This window comes from Corynebacterium sp. USCH3 (assembly GCF_037619475.1).
Lineage (GTDB): Bacteria > Actinomycetota > Actinomycetes > Mycobacteriales > Mycobacteriaceae > Corynebacterium.
The window spans coordinates 74872-100152 of the sequence record NZ_JAQPZT010000001.1; the positions used below are offsets into that span (position 1 = coordinate 74872).

The window sequence follows — 25281 nt, forward strand, 5'->3', positions numbered from 1 at the left end:
GTCAGTTGGTCGGCACCAGTGTGACGTTCAACGTCGTCGGGCGGTCGATGGTCCCGGACCAGGGGGACTCCACCTCTTCACCATCCTCTAGCCCAACCAGCTCTGCCTGACAGTGCTGATCAGTCAGCGGTGCAAGCTGAAGGGTGTTTCGCTGCGGCGTATCAAAGTTGTTGAACGAGCCAGACGTATCCATCCCGGTACTTCGTCGTTCGGAGACTTCGTAGAGCGCCCAATCACGCGGCGGTCCATCGTTACCCACGTATTCCCTGGTTAACGTCTCTCCATCGTGATATTGCTCCCAGTTCAGCTTGACGTAGATGTCGTCGGCAGTGCAACCGTCCAGATGTACGTAGTAGCCGTAAGTGTCCATCTCGAAGGATTCCTCGATAGCCCCACCCTCGGCAGCCTCACCGTCACTCCCGCAGGCAGCCATCGTCATCAGCGTCGTCAACGCGGCCACCGCCGCCAGAGTTCTTTTCACGGGACAAACAGTACGTTCCCACACAGGTTTCTCCAACATCTCACACAGCCCTCGCCACCCCCGGCGGGGGCTTTCCCTATGCCCTGAGAGGGGTGGTTCCCTATGGCGACAGTCCTCGATTTCTCCGCTCGGTTTCCGTCGGCGGCGTCCATCAAGGCAGCCGGGCACGTCGGTGTCGTGGCCTACATCAGCCCGCCCCGCGAGCCTTGGATGCAGGCCAAGCCACTGACCAAGGCCGTCGTTGACCAGTACCGCGGTGCTGGCCTGCGTATCGGCTGCGTCTGGCAGTACGGCGGTGCCGATGCACCCGACGCCATGCGCGGCGCTGCCGGTGGTCGTGCCGACGCTGAGGCGGCCAAGAAGAAGCTGACCGAGATCGGCCTGGGCGACTCACCGGTGTACTTCGCCGTCGACTTCGACATCAGCCTGGCGCAGTGGAACTCGACGGCGGTGGCGTACTTCCGTGCTGCCGGTGAGGTGCTCGGTAAGCACCGAGTCGGCATCTACGGCCACAGTCGTGTCGTCCACTGGGCGATGGAGGACGGCGTGGTCGCCGAGGTCGAGCCAGGCCGTGTCCTGGGCTGGGTGACCAAGTCCTGGTCTGACGGCCACGACGGGTCCGACTACGCGACGCTGTTCCAGGGCACCCACAACGTGGCCGGTCCCGACGGCGTCAAGGTGGATATCAACACCGTCTACCACGCCGAGTGGGGGCACCGGGTGATCCCGACACCCACTATCGACCTGACCAAGTTGCCGCGGATCGACGAGACGATCTGGCTCAACAAGCACTTCACCCCGGGTCGGAACTGGAACGGGCAGAACCGCAAGGTCGAGTACATCACCCGTCACCACATGGGCGGGATCGGCGACACCCAGCAGTGCTGGAACTGGTGGCAGGACCGCCAGGCATCAGCCCACTACGCCGTCGACCCCCACGGTAAGGTCGGCCAGCTCGTCCGCGAGGAGGATACCGCCTGGTCCAACGCAGACAACGCCTCCAACGCGGTGTCCATCGCCATCGAGCACAGCAACTCCGCCGGTGCCGACCAGGACTGGCCGATCTCAACCAAGACCATCGACGGCGGTGCCCGCCTGGCCGCCGAGCTGTGCATCAAGCACCGGCTCGGGCGTCCCCAGTTCGGCAAGAACATCCGCGACCATCGCGAGTTCGGCTCGACAGCCTGCCCCTACCACCTGCGGGCCGGCGGTAAGTACCACGACCGCTGGATGCGGGTCGCCCAGGAGCACTACGACCAGCTCACCACACAGTCCGAGGAGGACGACATGTTCAGCGACAATGACCGGCTGATGTTGGCGGAGATTCGCAACCAGCTCACCGGCAGCCACAAGACCACCGAGTTCCCCGGCTGGCCACAGCTCGGCGGCCACACCCCCGTGGGTGCACTCGGACTGATCCTCGATCAGCTCGTCGGCCCGTACAAGAACGAGGACGGCGAATACACCTTCGGCGGCTGGCCGGGTGTGACAGGCAACGCCGGCAAGACCCTGGTCGAGGCCGTCGCCGAGCTGCAGGTCGCCGTGAAGAACGTCCAGGACATCCTGTCCACCGACACCACCACCACGCGCAGTCCACGCACTGCGCGTAGCAAGGAGGTCCGCAGTAATGGCTGAGCACTCTGCACAGACCAAGCCCACCCGCCAGTTCCGCGAGCCGTGGTACAAGCGCCGGATCGTCTACTCGATCGTCTCTGCCGCGGCGGCTACCGTCGCTGCGTTCGGGTGGATCGACCCCGACACCATCGACCAGACGGTCACCCAGGTCATGCTGCTGATCTCCGCAGTCTCCGGTGCCTGGTCGGCGACCAAGACCGGACCCGGGTCCGACTCCAGCTCGACCAACGCCGACGTCGAGCGGGCATCGCGTGGCTCGATCACCGCCGAGGACCTCGCCGCACTGCGCGGACTGTCACCGACCGAGACCGCCCGCGAGGTCATCCGCATGATCCGGGCCGAGGAGCGCGGCGAGCCGGTCCTGGACGAGGACACCGCCCCGGCGACCTCGGTGGCTGACTACTACAAGGAGCAGGCATGACCCCGCCACGCCGACCACGGCTGCGGGTGCGCGGCTGTCTGCGGAACCCGTGGGTCGTCTTCACTATGCTGGGTGTGGCAATGATGCTCCGCGGCATCTGCTACCTGCCGCCGGTAGTCCAAGCCACCGAGCGCATCCCTGCCGTCGAAGAGTACGCACCGGTCGAGGTCTGGGCAGCCATCTGGATCATCGCCGGTCTTGCCGTGGTCGGGCTGTCGAGCGCCCGCCGAGGGTTCCGGCACATCGTCGCCATCTCGGCCACACTGCCCGCCGCGTGGGGGATGATCTTTCTCGCCGCGTTCGTCACCGGTCAATCCTCGGCGGGCTATCTGACCCTGCTGACGATGGGCACCATGACGGTGCTCACTCTGTCCTACACCGACGCGATCGAGGAGGTGCCCGGGAGAGACTGCGAGATGGTCGACCCCCGCGGTGACCCGGAGCAGGAGGTGGGCTGATGACATGGGAGACAGCGGTCTGGGTGGCGATCATCTCCGGGTTCGTATCGCTGATTGGCTACATCGGCCGTCACTTCGGCAGCCGGGCAGAGAATCGTGCCGCCACGGTGTCCGAGCGAGAAGCGCTGGTCAGTGAGCGTGCCGAGGATCGTGCCCTCATGGCCGACCTGCGCAAGCGGGTCGACGAGCTATCCGGTCAGGTCCGGGACCTGACCCAGGAGGTCACCGACATGCGCGTCGAGCGTGGCGACCACCTGATCTGGCGGATGCACGGCGTGACCTACATCATCACACTGCGCGACCAGGTCCGTGACCTCGGTGGCGAGCCTGCGGTGATCCCGCCGGTGCTGCGCGAGGAGGTCCTGGATCCCGATCCGCCGCCGGTCCAGAACGACTGAGACCCCGTCTCACTACCTATTCAGGTGGTGGGGCGGGGTCTTTTTGTCGTTAATAGGTGTCGAGCATGGTTAACTGTGTACACACGATGACGACGAGAGAATGGGGCACAACCATGGCGATACCGCCGATCTGGCCGGAAACGCTCAAGGCGATGGCAAAGGTGGGCGGTCCGGCGAAGTTCATTGCACAGCAGCGGATGATCGGTATGGTCAAGGGTCTTGGGCTCAGCGCGGGGATCACCGGTGCCGCATACATGCTTGGGCAAGCTAAGGGTCGTTCCGACGCCGAGGATGCCGACCAAACATAGCTCGGTTTGGTGGTCGGTCTAGCTATAAGTAGTGTTTACCCTGACATAAGTTTCAGAGAGCACTCAGCTCGACCACATCGAAAAAGGCCACCACATGAACCGTAAGACCACCCTCGCCGCGGCCACCGTCCTGGCAGCAACCCTGTCCCTGACCGCCTGCGGTAGCGACGACGACGCCGAGGCTGATACCACCACCGGGTCGTCATATCAGGAGCAGCAGGCTGAGACCACGGACCAGCCGGTCTCCGAGTCTGTGGTGGAGACGTTCACCTCTGCTCTCGACGAACTCGGTATCGAGCACGCAGAACCGGAGCGACGCAAGGCAGAACCGCTGTCCGGGGTGCAGATGCGGTTCGACATGCCTGTCAACGGCTACGACGCCGGGATCAACATCTTCCCGGACGAGGAGACCTTGGTCGCCTGGCAGGAGGCCAGCGATGCGCTCGGCGGTATCCACGTGGCGCTGCCGGACTCCAACGCAGTGCTGACCCTGAACTCCACCGAGGGGATCGCGGACTCGGGCGAGATCGCCCCGCAGATCGCCGATGCTGTCGGTGGCACGGCACACGGGGTCTAGTCACCCCGGATAGACGACGACCCCGCCACCACACTGGTGGCGGGGTCTTTTTGTCCTTCAACTGATGAGGACGTCGAACCGGTTTCAGACTGCGGTCATCTCGGAGTACCTGGCGAACAGAATCTCCAGACGCTGTCGCTCGTTGGTGAGCTTCCGTTCGGCGCCAAAGGCCTTGTCGACGACACGGTCCAGCTTGTCATGAGCCTTCACCAGGGCTGGATCCATAGCCAGGGGGCTGTAGGCGTCGGCGAGGCTGCGCTCGGGGTGAAGTGCTCTGGCATCGAGGACGCCTTGGCCAGCGGTAATGATCTCCTCGCGGGTCTTATCGTCGAGGTCGGGGACAGGGAAAGTATTCCAGGTCAATGTCGATGCAAACCGGATATCCGACTTCAGCCGCCCTCCGACGGTCTTCTGCCAGGTGATGAACATCGAAGACGATGCCAGCGCAAACTGCAGCCCGTCGGGGTCCTGGATGTGGAAAACAGCGTCGGAGACGATGACAGATGCGGGGTACCGCTGGGTGGTGAAGTACCGGCGTGTCTCACTGACGACCCGTGGCAGGCAGAGGTAGTCAGAGTCCGGCTGTGATCGCTGGCCGAACAGGTGCGGGGTATCGGCCATCTTACGAGTGCTTGCAGCCTTGCTTGCCCGGCGGGATGCGGCGACAGCGTCGAGTCTGGTCTTGAGAATCGGGCTACGCTTGATGTCCGCCGGATCCAGGTCTGTCATCCAGAGGCACCAGCGATCCTTATTGTGCATCAGTTCGCGGCTTCCACGGAATGGTCGAACGTACTTCGCTGCGACCGGATCGGACATAACAGCGTCGTAGTCTTTGGATTCAACGATAAGGTTCCCGTCATCACGTGCCATATTCCCGAAGTAGGCAGGCGATAGTTCTGTAGACAGTGGGTGGGCCGTTTTTTCTACGAGTACATTAGGCCCGTCCACTAGATAGGCGTTTACTGCGCCGTGGACATCAGCGGAGACAGACTCCCCGTTCACTGACGGATAGTCCCACAGACGAGGACGTGGTGACGTGTCCTGGTCGAATCCGACAATAACGCAGTGCACCGCGGCTTTCCCCGGGGCATCGGAGTTCCACGAAAAGGTGCGGTGTGCGAATCGGATGCGCCATCCAGCATCGAAGATCGGGCCGAACAGGCGGGGAACCTGGTCGCCCTGGGTTATCGAGTTGGTGGTAACAAACGCAAACGCGCCGTCCCGGTCGGAGAGTAGGTCGATAGTCTTCGCGTGCCAACAAGTGACGTAGTCGAGCCGGGAGATGTCTTTGGTGTCCCAGATACGTCGCATTTCGTCGGCCTGTTCCTTAGTCCGAGTAGCGTGACCGAGGAACGGCGGGTTTCCGAACACGTATGTAGCACCCGTGGTGCGAGGAATCTGGTATTCCCATCCCATGCTCAGGGCATTGCCGTGGAGGATATGAGCGGTGATGGAGATCGGCAGGCGTTCCGGCGCATCACCGACCTTCGCAGCGAGTGCACGGTTGGCCTGGTGATCCACGAGGAACATGGCAGTCTCGGCGATCTTCGCCGGCCACCAGTTCAACTCGAACCCGTAGAACTGGCCAATGTTCATCCGCTGGTCCAGCGAGACGTCGAGCGAGGCCGTCTGCGTGCCCTCCTTCTCACGTAACGCGACGATGATATCTGTCTCGATCCTCCGCATCTCCCGATACGCGACGACGAGGAAGTTACCGCAGCCGCACGCCGGGTCGAGGAACACCATCTCCGCCAGCGAGTCACGGAACCGGCGGAGATCCTTAGCTGTAGTCGACTTGTTCTTGATCAGTCGTGCAGCCTCGGAGCGCAACTCGTCGAGGAACAAAGGTTCGATGACTTTCAGGATGTTGCTCTCGGTGGTGTAGTGCTCTCCGTCCGCGCGGCGGGCCTCCTTGGACTTGACGAGCTGGAACATCGACCCGAACACAGCCGGAGAGATTCTGGTCCAGTGGAACCTACAGGCGTCCAGGAGAGCATCTCGCATCTCCTCGTCGAAGAAGTCCTGTGGCCAGTGGTCGGCGAACAGTGACCCGTTGACGTAGGGGAACTTCTCCAGGGACTCCGGGACACGCCTACGACGATTCTCCGGCGTGTTAAGCACCTGGAACAACTGGTTCAGCTTCGCGCCGAGGTCGTCTCCAGTGGTGTCGTAGAGCACGAACCGATAGAACAGGTCCTCTTCCCATAGGCCGGCGTCATCTCCGTACATCAGGAACAGGATCCGGGTCAGGAACACACTCGTCTTCTGGACCTGCCAGTCCTCGTCCTCTGGGTCGATGGGGGCGTCGTCGCCGACCTCTTCATCGGCGTCGTTCCCGACCATGGCGGTGTAGAGGTTCGCCATGAGCCGGGAGGCGTGGATGGAGGCGGCCTCCTCCTCTTTCTTCGTCACCGTCTCCTGGCCGGCCAGGAACATCAGCTGGTCGACGTGATCGGCCAGCTCGTCGATCGTGAACCGATCGGTGTGTCCATCGTCGCCGAGTCGGGTGAGATGGATGTTCTCGAAGTCGGTGACAATGACATATCGAGGAAACTCATGCTGTCCAACTGACCCGCCGCGCAGGTAGTCCAGAGCCTGGTCATAAGCGCCGTCGAGGTCTTTGCCCAGAGACTTAGCCTCACCGATGACCACACCGGACCAGAATAAGTCGATGTACCCGGTTCTCCCGGAGGTCGCTCGAGTTGCATCCTTCTCGAACAAGTCGATGCGCTCCGGGATCACTCCGAAGCTGCGAAGCAGGTCGGACCAGAACTGCTGAGCATATGACTTCTCGGTGTGGTTGGCATTGCTCTCACGCCACCCGTCTATACGCTCACTCCAGTGTGTCGACATCTGCTGTAGCTGGCGGCGAATCGTGCCGCGGTCCATGGTCACCTGAGAATTGCTCATAGGCAGAAGTGTATAGGTGGTGTGAATGCCTACCGTCCGGGTGGTTACACCCGCTTCTCCTTCCAGTCGATCACCACACTGTCCGGGTCGAACCCGCGTTTACCACGGGGGTGGGGGAGCAGGGTCACCGTCACCAGGGCGTCGATGGTCGAGCGCTGGGTGCCGAGATCGGCATTGCGGAAGACCTCGGCGGGGTCGTCGGCGGTGAGGACCTCGGCGACCCGGTCACCGGCGGTGAGACGTGCACGCTGAGCTTCCAGGTGGGCGATGGACGCCCGCTCGGCATCGCGAATGCGTTTCAGGTCCGTACCCTCGATGATCTCCGCGGCGTAGTCATTCTCGGCACGCCGGATCCGGCCACGGTGCTGGTCGAGCTGTTCGCTGATACGTGCCAGCTCGGGGTCGTCCCGCCCAGGCAGCAGATCAGCGGCATCGTCGCGCTCCAGGCGCTTGGCGATCACCAGACGGACGAACTCGTCGACGTGGCTGCCGGTTCGCATGACATGTCCGGCGCACCGGTACGACCTGCCGTGGGTGACAACGGTCTTGCCGCAGTCGGGTTCCGGGCAGCGGTACAGACCGGCGCCGAGGTGGGACCGAACGGTCACCCCGGTGTGGTTGGTCTTGCGGTCCGGTCGGTCGAGGACGTCCTGGACTCGCCACCATAGGTCAGTCGGCACAATGGGGTCCCACTGCCCCAGCACCGGCTCGCCGTGGTCGTCCCTGACAATACTGTCTCGCCAGTTGCTCCACTTACCCTTCCCGGCGGTGGTTCGGTTCCGGTAGACCGAGTACCCGGCGTACCGGGGGTTGCGGACCATTGCCAGCATCGTGGACGGCAACCACGGGTACGGGTCAGGGGCGGGCTTCGTCGGTTCGCCATCGGCGATGCGGCGCTCGTTGCGCTCGACGGCCACGGTGTGACTGTGCCGGGGCGTTTTAGGGATGTCCGGCAGCGGGACGATATCGCCACGCTTCTCGACAGCCTCCTCTCCGTTGAGCGCACGGCAGATGTCGCGGAATGTAGAGGACTTGTCGACGGCCCGGAAGATCGCCAGGACAACCTCGGCCTCATGCTCGATCACCGTGCCGTCCAGGGCGTACCCCATCGGCCTGATGCCTTTCGGCGGTCGGCCCTGCTGGGCACGCTGCTGGTGCGCGGCAGACTGCCGGGCGGACTTCCTCTCGATCTCGTTCCTGGCTACCTGAGCCTTGATCCCGGCGAATAGGCGACCAGAGTCAGTGGACAAGTCTGCCTCACCGGTGGCGGTCACCAGCACCAGACCGTGTTCGGTGGCACGGTCGATCCAGTCCTCGAGCTGTCGTGGTTGGCGGGTGAGGCGGTCGAGGTCGTAGCAGACGATGGCGTCGATCTTGCCCGCTTCGTAGTCGGCGACTAGGCGGTCATAGGCCGGACGGGTTATGTTGCGCTTGGACGCCGAGATCGACTGGTCGACGTAGGTGTCGACCAGGTCCCAGCCGCGGTTGGCGACAATGGCCTCGCAGTCGGTGCGCTGGCGGTCGATGGCCAGGCCATCCATGTTGCGGTCGAGGGATATGCGCAGGTAGATCGCGGCACGTGTAGTCATAGTGCCTAAGATACCGCAGATATTACTACGACCAGATCAGCGGTGGAGTTCAAGTTCAACGTCTGACCTCAGCGTCTTTCCCGTTCTCGTCCGGACAAGGGAGTGTCGCCAACAACACCCGGGTCACCGGCTGGGAGATCTACCGTCCGAGCAAGTCGGCACTGGACCAGCTCATGCGCAGCTTCGCCGCCCGCACCGCGGACGACGCCGATACCCCTCCTGCTGCTGGCGCCGGGGTGGGTGTGGACCGAGTCGGGCGGACCGCAGGCGTCTCTGTCGGTAACGGAGAGTACGACTGGTCACGCTGACGTCATTGAGGCCCAGTCCGGGGCCCGTGGGCTGCAGTTCCTCCGACCACCGTGGCGATGTCGTGGCCTGGTAGTTCGCGCGGGCACCTTCGCTGGGGGAGCGCTCTCCATCAGCCGTTTTTTCGCGCCATGAGGGTGAACTATGGTTGAATTCCAGATGTTAATCGGATGAATCTTCTGCTGGCCTCGTGCCCGGCCACAGGGTGAGGTGACCTGCGCGCCATGTGCACTGTGTCGGAAAGGTGAGATGTCCCAAATGTCTGCACCCGTCAAAACCACGGCCAAACGGGTCGGCTCATTCCTGGGACACCTCGCCGTCTACCTGTTGATCTGGCTGGCACTCACGCTCTTCATCGTCGGCATCGGCATCCACATGTTCTGGGGATCCATCACCGTCGACCAGATGATGATGAACCTGGTCTCCATGCAGACCGACGGCGGGGGCGGCGACCTCGTCTGGCTGGGGATCCTCGCCTTCGGGGTGCTTCCGGTCGTCCTCACCCTCGGCGTCGCCTACTGGCAGCGCCGACGACGGCGACGCCACCGCGTCCACGAGGAGGCAGGACGCCCGGTCGGTCGTGGCTGGCTCACCCGGACCGTGTCCATCGTGCTGGTGGCGGCCGTGGTCGTCAGCGGAACCGCGATGTTCGGGACGTCGGTTCATGTCGGCGCATACATCAAGGCCGCCAACTCCGACTACACCATCGACCAGTACTACCGGCAGCCGGAGATCACCTCAGCTGAGGACGCACGCAACGTGGTGATGATCTACCTCGAGTCCGGGGAGGAGACGCTGTCGGACACGACCCTCTTCGAGAAGGACCCGTTCATTCCGCTCAAGGACGTGACCCCTGAGGCCGACGGCTGGGACAGCGTCGACGACTTCCAGCAGTACGAGGGCGGCGGATGGACGATGTCCGGCATCACGGGGACGCAGTGTGGTGTCCCGTTGAAGGGCAACGGTCTGGTCACGGGGAAGTCCGGACTCAACTCGCTCGGCGGTGACGTCGCCAGTTACCTGGGCGGGCTGACCTGCGTCGGTGACATCTTCAAGGAGCAGGGGTACCACAACGTCTTCATGGGCGGTGCCAACGGTTCTTTCGCTGCCAAGGACAAGTTCCTCTCGTCCCACGGCTACGACGAGCAGTACGACCTCGCGGACTGGCGGGCGAAGGGTGAACCGGCCGACCAGTTCCGGGACGACTGGGGGCTGAGCGACAAGCGGCTGATGGCGAACGCGAAGGAGGAGGTCGACTCGCTGCACGCCGAGTACTCCGACTCCGGTACGCCGTTCAACCTCTCGATGCTCACCGTCGACACCCATGAGCCGGTCCACATCTACGACTACTGCGACGTCGACACCGAGAGTGAGGTGACGTCCATGTTCGCCTGCTCGATGACCCAGGTCGCCGACTTCGTGCACTACATGGAGGAGCAGGGGTACCTGGAGGACACGGCGGTGGTGATCATGGGGGACCACCTGAAGCACATGGGGTCCAGCAACGCCTTCGGTGAGGAACTCGGTGACCACCCGAACCGCACCATCTTCAACCGCGTGTGGGTGCCGGGCGACGACAAGAAGACCTCGTCGCTGCGCGGGGGAGTGGACCAGTTGAGCATGATGCCCACAATCCTGGAGGCCGCCGGCATCGAGGTTGAAGACAGGCAGGCAGGCTTGGGGGTCTCCGCATTCGCCACCCGGGCCACCGACAACTCCGCCCAGAGCCTGGACCAGGACATCTACCGGCAGTTGCTGGAGTCACGGTCCCAGGACTTCTACAGTGCGGCGTGGGAAGGCGAGGAACTGTAGTTGACCGGCTCAGCCGACATCGACCGGACGGAACCCGCCACCGCCGAGGCTTTGATGCGCTCGAGGTTCGAGGCCTTCCGACGCTCCGACGCTGCCTGGCTCCTGAGGACCTGGCACCCGTCCACGCGACCCGCGGACCTTGACCTCTCGGACAACCCACGCTGGCGCGGACTGCAGATCATCGACACCGTCGCCGGTGGTCAGGCCGACGACACCGGTGTGGTGGAATTCCGGGCGACCTATCTCGAGAACACCGGCGGCGTCGGCGTGTTGCACGAACGGTCCACCTTCCTGAAGCAGGACGGACGGTGGTTCTACCTCGACGGCGACGTCGACTGACTCACTTTCCTGTGGAAGTAGGTACGTATCTCACCGGATTCGCACAGCTACCGGGTCCGTGGATGTACTAGGCTCGTACATCAATGAAGCTGATTAGCTACAACCTGCATAAACATAACGCGGTCACCGAGCTTCTCCCGCTCGCCGCCGTCCATGCCCCTGATGCCGTCTGCGTCCAGGAAGCAGACACCCGGCACCTTCCGCCCCGTCTCGGAGACCTTGAGCTCGTCCATGCCACGAGCGAGAATCGTCTCGGACTCGCTGTTTACCTGCGTACTGGCAGGTTCGACGTGAGAGACCTCCAGGTGACGGCCCTGGAGAAGTCGTTCCACGACCGGGTGATGAAGCCGGCCTCAGAACGTCTCGTCACAGTCCGCGCCCACGACGGCAAGCACGACCGCGACGTCGTCATCGCCTCTTTCCATGCCGCGCCGCTGACCGCGACGAACGCTCTGCGGAGACAGCAGATCAGGACATCCTTCGACGTCCTCGGGACGATGGGGGCGGACGTCCCGTCGGTCATGATCGGCGACTTCAACTACCCGCTGTTCCAGAACCGTCTCCGGCGGCACGTGGACGCCTGCGGTTTCGACCTGGCCAGGAGCGCCGGCGCGACCTACTCGCGGTACGGGGTGCTGCGGGGCAACTACGATCTCGCCGTCTCCCGGGGCTTCAGCCGCTCCCAGGTGGACGTCCTTCCCCAGGGGCGCTCGGACCACCTGCCCATCCTCGTGCAGGCCTCGGTGGGGCACGGCAGGGGCAGCACCGACAGCGGTACGGCCCGCCGTGCAGTGGTGACCGCCTGACGGCCCCGCGGGTTACCGCAATCGACCGCGCGTGGATAGGCTAACTCCCGGACAACGACAAACAGTCTTCGTGCCGAGAGGGTAGACGCATGGGCAACCGCAAGACCAACGACGGCAGAATCAGCAGACTGACCCGCGGCCGGTCGCGGCCCGGCGGGCTGACGACCGTCCCCGCGGCGACCCCGCCCGTCCTCACCTATGTCGACGACGGTGTCGCACACCCGGTTCCACGGGAGACGACGGTGGCCGATGCGACAGCGTCCGTCGCTGACCACGAGGACCGCATGGTGATGCTATTGTACCCGGCCCCGGGGAGGGACGGGATCACCGACCTGGCGGAGGCGTGGGAACTGCACCCGCTGCTGGTCGAAGACCTCGTCAATGCCCGCCAACGGCCCAAGTTGGAGCGCTACGGCGATGTCCTGTTCCTCGTCGCCCGCTCCGCCAGGTACAACGACGCGGCCGAGGACGTCGCCTTCTCCGAGTTTCACATCCTGGTCCGGGACAGGTCGGTGGCCGTGCTTTGCCAGGACGGACGGTGGGTCGACGGTACCGACAGCGCCCGTTTCGCCGGCTCAGACGAGGACGGCGACCCCCGGGAGCGGGCGTTGCTGGCCGACCGCGAGATCCTGCGGCTGGGCCCGGAGGCGGTGGTCTACCGGATCCTGGACGCCATCGTCGACGGTTACCCCCCGGTGCTCCGGGGCATCGCCATCGACAAGGAACAGATCGAACGCCAGGTGTTCAGCGGTGACGCAGCGGTCGCCGAGCGCATCTACCGTCTGAGCCAGGAGGTCATCGACGTCCAGCAGACCATCGCGTCGATGTCGGAGGTCCTGGACGCGCTCCGCGCCGGTTTCGTGAAGTACGACATCCCGGAAGACCTCCGCTCCTACCTCGACGACGTCGCCGACCACCTCACCCGGGCCGGCACCCTCGCCGCCGACCACCGGGACGCGCTCGGCCAGATCCTCAACGTCAACGCCACCCTGGTCGCACAACGTCAGAACGAGGACATGAAGAAGATCTCCGGGTGGGCGGCGATTCTCTTCGCACCGACGCTGGTGGGCGCGATCTACGGAATGAACTTCGACGACATGCCGGAGCTGCACTGGGCATTCGGTTACCCCATGGCGCTGAGCATGATGCTCGGGGTGGCGGTACTGCTCTACGTCTTCTTCCGGCGTAGTAAATGGATGTGAGGGCAGGGGAGACTGTTTTACAGCCAGTCGTTGTTCCGGGCGTACCGCGCGGCATCGTGGCGGGTCGTCCGGCCGGTCTTCCGGATGGCGAAGGAAAGGTAGTTTCGTACGGTGCCGGGAGAGAGATGCAGGATGCCGGCGATGTCACGCACGCTGTAGCCCTCCCCGGTGACCCGGAGCACATCCTTCTCCCGTTCCGTCAGCGGAGACGTATCGGTGACCGCACGTGCAGCGGCGGAGGGGTCGACGACCCTGCGACCGTCCCGGAGCGCGATGATCGCGGCAGCGATCTCGTCGGCGTCGGTGTCTTTACCGAGGAAACCGCGGATCCCTGCGGCGAGTGCGGTGCGTAGCACTCCTGGACGGGCGTGCCTGGTGAGGAGGAGAATTGACTGGTCGGGGACGATGTCCTGTATTCGGGTGGCCGCATCGAGTCCGTTGAGGCCGGGCATGTCGAGATCGAGGACCACGACATCGGGGCGTCGGCGGTCGAACTCCTCCACGGCAGCCGCTCCGTCTCCGACCTCGGCGCAGATCGCGATGTTCGCCTCCATGGGCAAGAGGGTTGCCAGAGCAGACCGGATGAGACGCTCGTCGTCGGCCAGCATGACCTGTACCGGGGCATCATGAGTCATGGGAGTCTCGCCGTATCCTCTCCTGCCGTGGCACTGAGGACGACAGTGCCGTCCTGGCGTTCCAGCCGGATGTTTCCGCCTGTCGACCGCAGCCGCTCACGGAGTGTCGCCAGGCCGCGGAGCGCCGATGAGCCCGCGGTCTTCGGGCGCCGTCATTGGTGACGACAAGACCGGAGAACGTGGTCGTGATGGCGACGTGCGTCGCGTCGGAGTGGCGCAGGAGGTTCGTGGTCGCCTCACGCAGGACGCGCGCTAGGACAGCGTCGTGCGCGGGGCCCGGTGTACCGGTGGGCTGCTGGACCGTGAGAGCGATCCCGGCAGCCGACAACAGGGCGGCCACCGAATCGAGTTCCTCTGAGAAACTCATCACGTGGGTGTCGTCCGCGAGCGCCCTGGCTGTTCTCAGGGATTCCGCGGCAAGGGTATCGATCGCCGCAAGCTCATGGTTGGTCCGCTCCGGGTCGACGGGGAGCATCCGCGCGGCGACTGCGGCCTTGAGTTTGATGGCATGGAGGGAGTGCCCCTGGATGTCGTGCAGGTCAGCGGCGAAGCGGCGCCTCTCCTCGGCCAACGACAACTCCCGCTCGGTGTCTTTGGCCTGTTCAAAGAGGGTAAGGAGGCGTGATTCCGCGCCGATGTCGATGACGGCGACCATCCATACCGCGGCCACGACAGAGAGTTTGATGAGCATCCCTATCGCATTCGGCGAATCTGTGGTCAGCACCAGGGCGCTCACAGCGACGACACCGAGGAGCCCGACGGTCCCCCATCGTACGGGATGGTCACTCCTGGCTGCGACGAGTACCGCCAGCGCGGCCGAGATCCCCGCGGACCCGACCGGGCTCGACTCTGCAAGTGCGCACCACACCAAGGTCAGGGTGCCCACCACGACCGCGCTGCGTACGACGACAGGGTTCGGTTCGTCACCGAGGCGGAGCATCAGCAGGACGGTCAGCGCGAGGCTGGGTGTGATGACGGCGATGTCCTCCCAGCCTGTGGCGCTGACGGCGCCCATGACGACGGTGACGCCCGCAGACAGCAGCACTGACCTGATGCGTCGGGTACGCACCATGTCCCGGATGTCACACGAACGCGACGGAAAGGAGGGGTTCACCGCTCCATTGCAACAGGTGCAGGTCGGTTTTCGCCAGTGACACCGTGTCATGAGTCGTCCTGACACACGCCCACTGTCATGACGGGCACAGTGGACGCAGAGTGGGTGTGTCATTTTTCACCAACGTCATCGCGGGAGGACCCTCGCATGGAACAGATTCAGGACTGGATCATCTCACTTCAGCAGTATGTCGACGGACTCCCGGTGCCCTTGCAAATCGCCGCGGTGTTCGTCATCGGGCTTCTCCCGCTCCTGGAAGGTGATGTCGCGGCGCTGGTCGGAGTGCTCTCCGGAATGCACTGGTTGCCGACCGTTGTCATCGGGACCGCGGGAACGGTCGTGACGACGGTGGTTGCCGTAGGAACCGCGGGGGCAGTCGGGCGACGACAGGAGGGGCGGTGGCAGGACCACAGAGTGATGCGACGCGTGGGTGACTGGGGGACGCCTGCGGCGATGCTCGTCAGTGGGTTCCTGTTCAGTGTGCCGGTCACGGCGTTCATCATGAGGGCCTCCGGAATCCGTCGGACGGTTGTTCTTGTCTCCGCGGTCGTGGTCAGCATCGCGAACGCACTGCTCGTCGGGCTGGTGGTGTCCGGAGCGCTGCACTGGCTCATCGGCTCATAAGGCGGGGGCCGTCGACCACGATCTCGCTGTTCCTGCAGCGCACGGTTTTCTTCTCTAATGTCGGAAGGGTTGGCCGTGACGAGCCACAGGAGAAGATGACCGGAACGGAGAGACACACCGTGGATTCCTCAGCGCAGGGAGAACCGACCCCACACACGAAACCGACCCGACGCGAATCGGCGAAGAGCTTCATCCGGGAGGTGACCTATCCGCACAGCATCCACCCCGCCCTGGTGCCGGGCGTGTCGGTGGAGGACCAGCGGATCAGGTACTCCGTCGACTGGCGGATCGTCAGTGTCGTCGGTGGGCTGATCGTCGCCTTCATCGCCTGGGGCGTGCTCGATCCGCGGCAGGTGTTCGACACCTCGTCCGCGGCGTTGGCCTGGGTCATGGAGAACATGGGGTGGGTGTTCACCGCCTTGGCGACCGGCCTGATGTTCTTCCTGCTCATTCTTGCCTTCAGCAGGTACGGGAAGATCCCGCTGGGACTGGACGGGGAGAAGGCCGAGTACTCCACGATGTCGTGGACCGCGATGCTGTTCGCCGCGGGCATCGGCATCGGCATCATCTTCTTCGGGCCCTACGAGCCGATGAGCCACTACCTCGACCCCCGGCCCGGGGGATACGACGCCGCCACCCAGGAGGCGGTGAAGGGGGCCATGTCCCAGTCAGCGATGCACTGGGGAATCAACGCCTGGGCGATCTACGCCATCGTCGGACTCGCCGTCGCCTACGTTTCCTACCGCCGGGGCCGGGTGCCGTTGATGAGCTCGATCCTCATGCCGTTGTTCTCGGTGAAGTCCACCGACACCCTGCCGGCCCGCCTCATCGACGGCATGGCCATCGTCGCCACCCTCTTCGGCACGGCGGCGTCCCTCGGTATCGGCGCGTTGCAGATCGCCAAGGGGGTCGAAGTCGTCTCCGGCTGGTCTCCGGCGGGAAACACCTTCGCCCTGGTGATCATCATGGTCCTCACCATCGGTACGATCCTGTCGGCGGTGTCGGGTGTGGCGAAGGGGATCCGCTGGTTGTCGAACATCAACATGGTGCTCGCGATCGGACTGGCGTTGTTCTTCTTCATCGTCGGCCCGACGGCGTTCCTGGCGAACATGATTCCCGCGGTCATCGTCGACTACGTCGGGTCCATGCCGGAGATGCTGTCGGCGAACATGGGGGAGGGGGACGACATGCAGGCGTTCCTCTCCGGGTGGACCACCTTCTACTGGGCGTGGTGGGTCTCCTGGTCGCCGTTCGTGGGAGTCTTCGTCGCGAAGATCTCGCGGGGGCGCACGATCCGGCAGTTCATCCTCGGGGTCCTGTTCATCCCGTCCACCATCATCGTCCTGGCGTTCACCGTGCTCGGGGGGACGTCCATCTGGATCCAGCGGCAGACCGGTGCCATCGCGCCGGGCGACGACCCCACGGCGATGCCTGCGGCGGAGGAGATCTTCTTCACCGTGCTCGACCACCTTCCCGGCGCCGGTATCGTCGCACCGGTGGTGATCGTGATGCTCGCCGTCTTTTTCATCACCACCGCAGATTCCGCGTCACTGGTGAACTCCCAGCTGTCCCAACGCGGCAACCCCGTCCCGCGTAGGGCCGTGACGGTCTTCTGGGCGTTGTGTATGGCAGGGATCGCCGTGGTGATCCTGCTGGCAGGCGGGGAGGACGCTCTCCAGGGCCTGCAGAACTTCATCACCGTCACCGCACTGCCGTTCGCGGTGGTGCTGGTGCTGATGGCGGTGGCGCTGCTCCGCGAACTGCGTACCGACCCGTACACGATCCGCGATGACTTCCAGGAGCAGGCGTTGTCGAACGCGGTGGTGCACGGGGTGCGCGAGCACGGCGACAATTTCGCGATCACGGTCGAGGAGACCGAATCAGACAGCGACTACGCCACCGGAGGCGACTTCAATTCGCGGGCGGCGGAGGTCACCGACTGGTACACCCGGACGGACGAGGACGGTAACCCGGTCGACTACGACTATGAACGCGGGGAGTACCTCACTGAGGATGACCCGTCGCGCGACCCGTCGCCCGACGAACACCGGTGACGGCACCCACGACCACCGAGCCGACCGCCAGGCCGGTGACGGCCGAGCATCCGGTCTCCACCAGCCACTGCACGGCCCCGCCGGCGGAGGACACGGACTCCTCCAGATGGTGGACGACCCCGTACGGTGCATGCCAGCCGAGTTGATCGGTGCCGACCAGGAGGATGTGACCGCCGACCCACAGCATGGCGGCGGTGCCGACGACAGCGAGGGTCGTGAGGATCCGTGGCATCAGTGCCACCAACCCCCGTCCGAGACGGCGGACGGCGTCCGGTCGGTCGCGTCGGGGGTCGGCGAGCGCGAGGCCGACGTCGTCCATCTTGACCAGGATCCCGACAACTCCGTAGACGACGAAGGTGATGACCAGCGCCACCCCGACGAGGATCGCCGCACGCTCGGTGAACCCCCGGTCCGTGAGCTCATTGAGCGAGAGGACCATGATCTCGGCCGAGAGGATGAAGTCGGTACGTACCGCCCCTTTGACCAGTGAGTCTTCATCGTCCGGGGTGGGGGAGGCGTCGTCGTCGCTGTGCACGCTGTGCCCGCTGTTCTCGGCGTGGCCGGACGAGTGCCGTGCGGACACCGCATGCCACACTTTCTCGGCGCCTTCGAAGGCCAGGTAGGTGCCGCCGAGCATGAGGATCGGGGTCAGCGCCCACGGTGCCAGCCAGCTGAGCAGCAGGATGACCGGCAGGATCACGACGATCTTGTTGACCAGCGACCCTTTCGTGATCCTCCAGATGATCGGGATCTCGCGGGCAGGGCTGACGCCCTGGACGAAGCTCGGCGTCACCGCGGCGTCGTCCACGACGACGGCGGCCGCTTTCGTGCTCGTCGTCGCCGCGGCGTGGGCGACGTCCCGACTGCTCGCGGCGGCCTTCCGTGCGATGAGCGCGACGTCGTCGAGCAGGGCGATCAGACCACCGGCCATGGTGTACTCCGTACAGGGTCGAAGAGACGGGGAAGAGAAGACCCTATCCTAAGCGATGGCCGGTGCCTGCGGCGGTGACTGTCACCGCACGTGGAAAGTCCCGGCCCCAGGCAGCGACGGCTGACCGGCATTCGGGTACATCGCAGAGCCGGTGACCCGGATCGACACGGCGACCTGTCCTGAGCCGGTGTGCGCGACAGCGTTCACCGGGGTCAGGTCCAGGAAGTTCGGGCACGGCTTCACGGTGACTTCCCCTGCCCGTCCGTTCGACAGGTTCAGATAGTTGACGGTCACGTGCGAGCTGGCGGCACTGCCGGAGCAGATCGTCGGGTCAGCCGGCGCGGAGATGTTCACCTCCCCGGGGCTCCCGGTGGATCTGGCGACCACAGAGGCGAAGTACGGTCCGGGAACGACGAGCCCGCTGACGTGCAGGCCCAGGGCGGGGATCTGGTAGACGGCCAACGGGGCACCGTCCTGTGCGTGCGCGGCACCGGCCGCGCCGACGGCGAGGGTGGCGGAGGCGGCCAGCGCCGTGGCTCCGGCGAGGACGCGGGTGCGGAAAGAAGACGGGGAGGACATGATGCATCACTTCCGATGGAATGAGAGGTCCGATGGTGGTTCACTCATGAAAACAATCGGTTGTGCTGCGCATATGTTACCGGCAGGCGCTATCCGGGGTCGCGTCTCCCGCGGACCGTGGCCTCGAGCTGGTCGACAAGGTCACGGCGGGTGGATCCCCGCAGTGGGGCGATGTCTGCCGGTGGGCTGTCGGCGACCAGCCCACCGACGGACGCCCGGAATACACGGTCCAGCCGGGCGCACCTCCGGCGCACCGCTACTCCTGCCCACAGGTAGGTCAGGCACAGTGCGCCGCTGAACGACCCGCCGAGGAGAAGCAGTGCCCCCACGACCTGAATGAACGTCCGTGGCCAGACGCCATGAAGCTCCGCCGGCGGGCCTACGGTGAGCCACAGACCGCCGCCGATGAAGAGGCTGGCGACGACTACGACGAAGAGACTGCCCGCCGCTGCCGCCTGCGGCGACCGTGCCCTGGATTCGTCGGCGGTCATCATCGCGTCGATGAGCCGCAGATCCTGGGTGGAACTGCAGAGTCCGGCCGACGTGGCCCCGGTGTTCCCGGTCTCCCCGGTGAGGGACCTGTAGCGCGCGACGACGTCGGGAAGGTCGGACGGGCGCAGGGCACCGTGTCCGCCGGGTGGGGGTGCACCGTTCACGAGGTGAGGAACTCCGACCACCGCTCCCAGTCAGCGCTGGTCTGGGCAGCACCGTCGTGGTAGGCGGCACGCAACTTGTCGATCTTGCGCTCGGTGTTGGAGATCCGCATGTGGTCCGGGAAGAACAGGAGGGCACGGCCCTGCTCCTCCAGTTCCAGGAGGCGACGTTTGGTGGCGTTGTAGCGGGCGGGGCGGGTGATGACCGCCTCCGCCACCGCCGGGGTGTCACGGAGGACACGGCGTACCGCCCCCGGGTACTTCACCTCCGGTTTGACGTAGTCCCGCGGGCGGGTGCAGATGACCATGAACTTCTCGAACCCGTCGTCTTCGGCGGCCTCCAGCAGGATGCCGCCGGACGACCCCAGCGCCCCGTCGACGAACGGTTCGCCGTCGACGACCGGAGTCTTCATCAGCACCGGCATCGTCGATGAGGCGCGCACCCGCTTCATCAGTGCCGACAGGTCCGGCATGTCGTCGCGGCCCCAGTAGACCGTCTCGCCGGTACGGGCGTGCATGGCGCCGATACGCAGGGGAGTGGGATCGGCGGAGAACTCGTCCCAGTCGAAAGGAAACTCGTTACCCGGCAGACCGGAGGTCTCGTAGATGAACTCCGCGTTGAAGTAGCCGTCGCCGCGGAGGAACGAACTGATGCCACCGGTCCCCGGAGCGGTTCCGAACTCCACGAAACTCTGGCGGGCGCGCTCGGCGTCGTGGGACAGGAAGTTCACCGTGTGCGACGCCCCAGCGGATATTCCTCCGACCCAGCCGACACGCACCCGGCGCTCGATGAGCTCGGCGACGCACGCCGCGGTGTAGCTGTTGCGCATCCCGCCACCCTCGAAGAGCAACGCGACATCGGGAGCGTCCAGGTCTTCCGGGGACGTCACCACTCGACCTTCCGGAGGGCCTCGCGCGGGTCCTCGTTGCCCGCGTTGAACCGGATCGTCCGGGCGGAGGTCTGCGGACATTCCAGTGCAGCCACGATCGTCTGAGCCACGGTCTCGCGCGGCACCTCGGTGGCGTCGGTCCGGCCGTCGCCCTCGGGGAGGACCTCGATGCCCCCGCGGTCCCGGTCATCGGTGAGTTTGCTCGGTGCGATGATCGTCCAGTCCAGCTCGGAGTCGCGCAGGTGCTGGTCCGCGGCGGCCTTGGACTCCGCGTACGGGTAGAAGTCGCTGTCCTCGGCGATGCAGTGGTCCAGGTAGGAACCTGACCAGGACAGCATGATGAACCGGCTGATGCCGACCTCCTCCGCGGCATTGATGGTGCGGATCGCCGCATCCCGGTCCACGGCCCAGGTGCGCTCGGGGTCGCCGCCGCCGGCGCCGGCGGCCCAGATGACGGTGTCGTGGCCCTCGAGGAGGTCGGCGATGTCGTCCGTGCTCATCGACTCGATGTCCGCGACAGTGGGCGTCGCACCGGTCCCGCGCACGTCAGTGAACTGGTCTCGGGAGCGGATCACCGAGGTCACGGTGCTTCCTGACTCGACGAGCATCGGTGCCGTCAGCATGGCCACCTTTCCGTGGCCGCCGATGATGACGATGTCGTACATGGTGTGCTTGCCTTTCGTCGGGTCCTGTTCCGGGATCTGGCTCCCACCCTAGCGGGCGACGAGCGGTCCCACCGCGCCGGCGCCGACGCACACGTGGGATCCGGGTGGACCGTCGACCTCCGCCAGGATCGTCCCGCCGCCACCGGCCAGATTCACCCACCTGGTCGTCAGCTCCGCGTCGACGGCGACATCGACCGCCCGGGAGCGCCACCGGTCCTCGTCCTCGAGGCCGTTCGGGGTGGACAGCCGCACGGTGACCGGCTGATCGGCGGTCGAGGTGAACTCCCAGGTCCAGTCACCGAACGGCAACGCCGGCTCGACCACGATGATCTGTGGCTGACCGACATCGACCCGGACACCGCAGGCAGGGATGTCTCCCTGGGCACTCCGGGCGACGTCGAGTACGCGGGCCTCCACGATCTCGCCGTCAGGGGTCACGATCTGCGGAGACGTCGTCACCGCCCCGACGGCGGCGCTGTCGGGCAGTCGTCCGGCGATCGCGGAGACGGTGTTGTAGGGGGACATCAACGGGGTGAGGACCTCCAGTGGCGTCTGCTGGTCGGGAAGGGTCCTGCCCGACGTTCCGGCGTCGGCGACGGCCTGGCGTACTCCGGCAAGGTAGTCGCCGGTGTCGTCGGTGGACCACGCCGTGACCCAGGTGAGGGTCGACACCGCGGAGCTGGCTGCGAAGAGGACGGCGGCGAGGCGTCCGAACGTCGACGTCGTCCGCCCGCGCCGTGTGGGCGGACGGGTAGGACGGGGCGCGGGAGACGCCTCTACCGGAGGCTCCGCAGACTGAGCAGCGGACAGGGGGAGTGCTGCCACGAGCAGGACCACCGTCACTGTCCACCAGTCCGCGTAGTAGTGCATGCCGCGGGCCAGCAGGTCCGTGGCCCCCTCCCCGGCACGGCCTTCCCGCAGCAGCAACAGTACGACGGTCAGGTAGCCGACTGACCCGGCAGCCGCAGCCAGGCCGGCGACCCGTCGTGGCCGTGCGACAAGAACGTAGGCCACGACAAGACCGACGACGACACCTGCGGTCGTGAGCTGCGCCCAGCCCGGGGTCGTCGAGAACGCGGGCGACGGGTTCCACCGGTCCCAGCTCCACGGGCCGCCGAGGATGCCGGGCAGGACCGAGGACCCGAGGGCACTGACGGTCCCGTCCAACCCTGAGGGGCCCGTGGCCGGCCCACGGTCGACCAGAACCAGGTAGAGCACTGCCCATGCCGTGGTCAGCAGGGCCGGGAGAGCGAAAGGCTTGACCCGAACCCGGCGCCCACCCGCCCGCCACACGACGGCGACTACGAGCAGTGCCGGAACCACCGAGAGGACCTTCTCCGTCATGAGCAGTCCGGCACACAACATGACACTGGCGGCCAGTGACCTGGACACGAGCGACCGTGCCGTGCCCCGGGCGGGGGCGGACAGCAGGATCAGTCCGACACCGGCGGCGGTGATCTGCCAGGCCAGCGCATTGACCCCCGCCGACCACCACCCGCTCGCGACACCCAAGAACGGCGAGAACATCAGGGCCGTGAAGGCGAGGATCCGCACCGGCCGCCGCCCGGTGAGACGGCCCAGGAGGCACCACCACAGCGCGGCAGCCACCGCGGTCGCGCAGAGGGTGACGGCGGCGGGCAACCACCACTGCAGAGGGGCGACCCTGTCGACGAGGATCTGCACGGCCGCGGAACCGGGCATGAGGTGACCGTCGTACGGCACCCACAGGCCCGTGTCGTGGAACCGGGCAGGAATGACCAGGTCGTCCCAGTAGAACGTGCGCTGGCTCAGCTGCCAGCCCCGCAGGACCAGGAGCGCGACCGTGATGCCCAGCGGGGCGAGTGCGCGTGTCACGCGCCAGCGGTGAGTGGCTGCACCGACAACAACTCCACGCTGTCGTCGGAGCATCCCGTGACCGGGCCGGGCCCCTCGGCACCCCCGCCGAGGTCGAGGACCGTCGTCGCTGTCTCGTCGGGCACGATGACCTGAAGTCCGGCGGCAGCTGCCGGGGCGCAGGACGCGTCGTCGTAGTTCTCCGCCCGGCTGATCTTCACCGCGGCCACAGCGGTGTCCTCCGGTGCCAGGTCGACGACCCCGGCCGGGGAGCCCTCCTCCCGTTGTGCCGGTGCGCCGATCGGGGTGCCGTCGGCGTCGACCAGCGCGATGCCGGGGAAGCCGGACAGCGTGCAGCTGTCGGCGGAGGAGTTGGCGACGACAACGTCGAGCAGCATGCTGCCCGCGGCACCCTGCGTCTGCCCCAGGGTGATGTCGAGGTCCTCTGTGGAACACCGGGTCTCTGCTCCGTCAGCGGCGCCGTCGTCGGTCCCCGGGCCGCCACCGGGGGCGGGGACCTCCGGGACGGACGTCGAGCTGACCGCGGGCGTCGGGTCCGCGGTCGGTGCTGCAGTACCCTCCGAGGCGCCCTCCCCACCGGAACATGCCGTGAGGGCGGACACCGCCAGGACGGCCACGGCCGCCACGGCACCCGGCACGGCGGCGGCGCGGAACCGACGGTGTCGGACCGTGTTTCCGGTGCCGTCTGTGCTGATCGGGGTGCCCTGCGGGTGCTGAGTAACCATGACTCCCAGTGTAGGCTGAATCACATCATCTGGTTCGCTGTACCCCGGCGCAGGTGCCCTGACCCGGGTAACGTCCGGGGGCGAGCACGTCCAACGAATTTTCCAGGAGACTGACATTCATGGCTTTCAACCCTGACTTTGACCTCTTCCAGCTGCCCGAGGAGTACCGCGAGCTCCGCGACAGCATCCGCGGCCTCTCCGAGCAGCAGATCGCCCCGTACGCCGCCGCCGTCGACGCCGACGAGCGATTCCCGGAGGAGGCCCTGACCGCGCTCAACGACAGCGGATTCAACGCCATCCATGTCGGTGAGGCCTACGGCGGGCAGGGCGGTGACTCCCTGGCGGCGGTCATCGTCATCGAGGAGGTTGCCCGGGTGTGCGGCGCGTCGTCGCTGATCCCGGCGGTCAACAAACTCGGCACCATGGGCCTGATCCTGTCGGGCTCCGAGGAACTCAAGCAGAAGGTGCTGCCGGACATCGCCAACGGCGCGATGGCGTCCTACGCCCTGACCGAGCGCGAGGCGGGCTCGGACGCCGGCGGGATGAAGACCAAGGCCGTGCGTGACGGTGAGGAGTGGGTCCTCAACGGGTCCAAGTGCTTCATCACCAACGGCGGCAAGTCCACCTGGTACACCGTGATGGCCGTGACCGACCCCGAGGCCGGGGCCAACGGAATCTCGGCCTTCATGGTGCACAAGGACGACCCCGGATTCCGTGTCGGCGGCCTGGAGCACAAGCTCGGCATCAAGGGTTCGCCGACGGCGGAGCTCTACTTCGAGGACTGCCGTATTCCGGGTGACCGCATCATCGGGGAGGAAGGCACCGGGTTCAAGACCGCGTTGGCGACGCTGGACCACACCCGTCCGACGATCGGTGCCCAGGCGCTGGGTATCGCCCAGGGTGCCTTCGACGCGGCCGTGGAGTACGTCAAGGAGCGCAAGCAGTTCGGTAAGCCGATCGCGGCGTTCCAGAACACGCAGTTCATGCTCGCCGACATGAAGATGAAGATCGACGCCGCACGGCTGATGATCTACACCGCGGCCTCGAATGCGGAGCGTGGCGAGGCCGAGGGCGGCGAGAAGCTGGGTCTGTTGGCGGCCGGGTCGAAGACCTTCGCCTCGGACATCGCGATGCAGGTGACCACCGACGCGGTGCAGTTGCTCGGCGGTTACGGCTACACCCGTGACTTCCCGGTGGAGCGCATGATGCGTGACGCCAAGATCACCCAGATCTACGAGGGCACCAACCAGGTCTGCCGCATGGTCATGGGCCGCCAGATCCTCAAGTAGAGGTCTGCGTCCTGAGGCAACGACGT

The 25281-nt window shown here is 65.6% G+C and carries 25 protein-coding genes; 13 read left to right on the forward strand and 12 right to left on the reverse strand.

Annotated features, from left to right (window positions below):
• Position 1: 1 nt before the first annotated feature.
• Positions 2–481: a hypothetical protein gene (locus PQI66_RS00410; RefSeq protein ID WP_339995152.1), complete on the reverse strand. Its 480-nt coding sequence runs from the start codon at positions 479–481 to the stop codon at positions 2–4.
• Between the two features lie 102 nt (positions 482–583).
• On the opposite strand from PQI66_RS00410, the gene PQI66_RS00415 reads away from it, so the two are divergent.
• From PQI66_RS00415 to PQI66_RS00440, 6 genes are all read left to right on the forward strand, one after another.
• Positions 584–2116: a glycoside hydrolase domain-containing protein gene (locus PQI66_RS00415; protein ID WP_339995153.1), complete on the forward strand. Its 1533-nt coding sequence runs from the start codon at positions 584–586 to the stop codon at positions 2114–2116.
• The gene (locus PQI66_RS00420; protein ID WP_339995155.1) at positions 2109–2537 is read left to right on the forward strand and encodes a hypothetical protein; all 429 of its coding nucleotides are present in this window, start codon (positions 2109–2111) and stop codon (positions 2535–2537) included. Before PQI66_RS00415 ends, PQI66_RS00420 begins: the two co-directional genes overlap by 8 nt.
• Positions 2534–2995: a hypothetical protein gene (locus PQI66_RS00425; RefSeq protein ID WP_339995157.1), complete on the forward strand. Its 462-nt coding sequence runs from the start codon at positions 2534–2536 to the stop codon at positions 2993–2995. Before PQI66_RS00420 ends, PQI66_RS00425 begins: the two co-directional genes overlap by 4 nt.
• The gene (locus PQI66_RS00430; RefSeq protein WP_339995158.1) at positions 2995–3393 is read left to right on the forward strand and encodes a hypothetical protein; all 399 of its coding nucleotides are present in this window, start codon (positions 2995–2997) and stop codon (positions 3391–3393) included. The genes PQI66_RS00425 and PQI66_RS00430 overlap by 1 nt, the downstream gene beginning before the upstream one ends.
• Before the next feature lie 86 nt (positions 3394–3479).
• Entirely contained in the window at positions 3480–3701 is a 222-nt protein-coding gene (locus PQI66_RS00435; RefSeq protein WP_339995159.1) for a hypothetical protein, read from the forward strand.
• Between the two features lie 94 nt (positions 3702–3795).
• Complete coding sequence (locus PQI66_RS00440; RefSeq protein WP_339995160.1) at positions 3796–4278, forward strand: hypothetical protein; 483 nt, start codon at positions 3796–3798, stop codon at positions 4276–4278.
• Positions 4279–4362: 84 nt separating this feature from the next.
• Here the strand turns inward: PQI66_RS00440 and PQI66_RS00445 are convergent, their stop codons facing one another.
• Complete coding sequence (locus PQI66_RS00445; protein WP_339995161.1) at positions 4363–7188, reverse strand: DNA methyltransferase; 2826 nt, start codon at positions 7186–7188, stop codon at positions 4363–4365.
• Positions 7189–7232: 44 nt separating this feature from the next.
• Positions 7233–8777 carry a recombinase family protein gene (locus PQI66_RS00450; RefSeq protein WP_339995163.1) on the reverse strand — a complete coding sequence of 515 codons (1545 nt, stop codon included), beginning with the start codon at positions 8775–8777 and terminating at the stop codon, positions 7233–7235.
• A gap of 564 nt (positions 8778–9341) precedes the next feature.
• On the opposite strand from PQI66_RS00450, the gene PQI66_RS00455 reads away from it, so the two are divergent.
• From PQI66_RS00455 to PQI66_RS00470, 4 genes are all read left to right on the forward strand, one after another.
• Entirely contained in the window at positions 9342–10895 is a 1554-nt protein-coding gene (locus PQI66_RS00455; protein ID WP_339995164.1) for an LTA synthase family protein, read from the forward strand.
• Positions 10896–11234, forward strand: a complete 339-nt coding sequence (locus PQI66_RS00460) for a YchJ family protein (protein ID WP_339995166.1) — start codon at positions 10896–10898, stop codon at positions 11232–11234.
• Between the two features lie 83 nt (positions 11235–11317).
• Entirely contained in the window at positions 11318–12040 is a 723-nt protein-coding gene (locus tag PQI66_RS00465; protein WP_339995167.1) for an endonuclease/exonuclease/phosphatase family protein, read from the forward strand.
• Between the two features lie 89 nt (positions 12041–12129).
• A complete protein-coding gene (locus tag PQI66_RS00470; RefSeq protein WP_339995169.1) occupies positions 12130–13242 on the forward strand; it encodes a magnesium and cobalt transport protein CorA in 1113 nt (370 codons plus the stop codon).
• A gap of 17 nt (positions 13243–13259) precedes the next feature.
• Here the strand turns inward: PQI66_RS00470 and PQI66_RS00475 are convergent, their stop codons facing one another.
• Together PQI66_RS00475 and PQI66_RS00480 are read right to left on the reverse strand one after the other, a co-directional pair.
• Positions 13260–13877: a response regulator transcription factor gene (locus tag PQI66_RS00475; RefSeq protein WP_339995171.1), complete on the reverse strand. Its 618-nt coding sequence runs from the start codon at positions 13875–13877 to the stop codon at positions 13260–13262.
• On the reverse strand, positions 13867–14949 hold the full coding sequence (locus PQI66_RS00480) for a sensor histidine kinase (RefSeq protein WP_339995173.1): 1083 nt from the start codon (positions 14947–14949) through the stop codon (positions 13867–13869). The genes PQI66_RS00475 and PQI66_RS00480 overlap by 11 nt, the downstream gene beginning before the upstream one ends.
• A gap of 189 nt (positions 14950–15138) precedes the next feature.
• On the opposite strand from PQI66_RS00480, the gene PQI66_RS00485 reads away from it, so the two are divergent.
• On the forward strand, positions 15139–15615 hold the full coding sequence (locus PQI66_RS00485) for a hypothetical protein (RefSeq protein ID WP_339995174.1): 477 nt from the start codon (positions 15139–15141) through the stop codon (positions 15613–15615).
• 95 nt (positions 15616–15710) lie between these two features.
• Positions 15711–17669: a BCCT family transporter gene (locus PQI66_RS00490; protein ID WP_339995176.1), complete on the forward strand. Its 1959-nt coding sequence runs from the start codon at positions 15711–15713 to the stop codon at positions 17667–17669.
• On the opposite strand, the gene PQI66_RS00495 is transcribed toward PQI66_RS00490, so the two are convergent.
• The 7 genes from PQI66_RS00495 to PQI66_RS00525 form a co-directional block, all read right to left on the reverse strand.
• On the reverse strand, positions 17620–18600 hold the full coding sequence (locus PQI66_RS00495; protein ID WP_339995178.1) for a DUF808 domain-containing protein: 981 nt from the start codon (positions 18598–18600) through the stop codon (positions 17620–17622). The two genes, PQI66_RS00490 and PQI66_RS00495, sit on opposite strands and share 50 nt — an antisense overlap.
• An 81-nt stretch (positions 18601–18681) precedes the next feature.
• Positions 18682–19179: a hypothetical protein gene (locus PQI66_RS00500; protein WP_339995180.1), complete on the reverse strand. Its 498-nt coding sequence runs from the start codon at positions 19177–19179 to the stop codon at positions 18682–18684.
• 89 nt (positions 19180–19268) lie between these two features.
• The gene (locus PQI66_RS00505; RefSeq protein ID WP_339995182.1) at positions 19269–19835 is read right to left on the reverse strand and encodes a hypothetical protein; all 567 of its coding nucleotides are present in this window, start codon (positions 19833–19835) and stop codon (positions 19269–19271) included.
• Positions 19832–20722 carry a patatin-like phospholipase family protein gene (locus PQI66_RS00510; protein ID WP_445227971.1) on the reverse strand — a complete coding sequence of 297 codons (891 nt, stop codon included), beginning with the start codon at positions 20720–20722 and terminating at the stop codon, positions 19832–19834. The genes PQI66_RS00505 and PQI66_RS00510 overlap by 4 nt, the downstream gene beginning before the upstream one ends.
• Complete coding sequence (locus tag PQI66_RS00515) at positions 20719–21387, reverse strand: SDR family oxidoreductase (RefSeq protein ID WP_339995186.1); 669 nt, start codon at positions 21385–21387, stop codon at positions 20719–20721. Before PQI66_RS00515 ends, PQI66_RS00510 begins: the two co-directional genes overlap by 4 nt.
• Before the next feature lie 48 nt (positions 21388–21435).
• Positions 21436–23241, reverse strand: coding sequence for a hypothetical protein (locus PQI66_RS00520; RefSeq protein ID WP_339995187.1), 1806 nt, complete (start codon positions 23239–23241; stop codon positions 21436–21438).
• Positions 23238–23966 (reverse strand): DUF4232 domain-containing protein, encoded by a 729-nt coding sequence (locus tag PQI66_RS00525; protein ID WP_339995188.1) that lies wholly within the window; start codon positions 23964–23966, stop codon positions 23238–23240. The genes PQI66_RS00520 and PQI66_RS00525 overlap by 4 nt, the downstream gene beginning before the upstream one ends.
• A 119-nt stretch (positions 23967–24085) precedes the next feature.
• Here PQI66_RS00525 and PQI66_RS00530 point away from each other — a divergent pair, with 119 nt between their 5' ends.
• Positions 24086–25255, forward strand: a complete 1170-nt coding sequence (locus PQI66_RS00530; RefSeq protein ID WP_339995190.1) for an acyl-CoA dehydrogenase family protein — start codon at positions 24086–24088, stop codon at positions 25253–25255.
• Positions 25256–25281 lie beyond the last annotated feature (26 nt).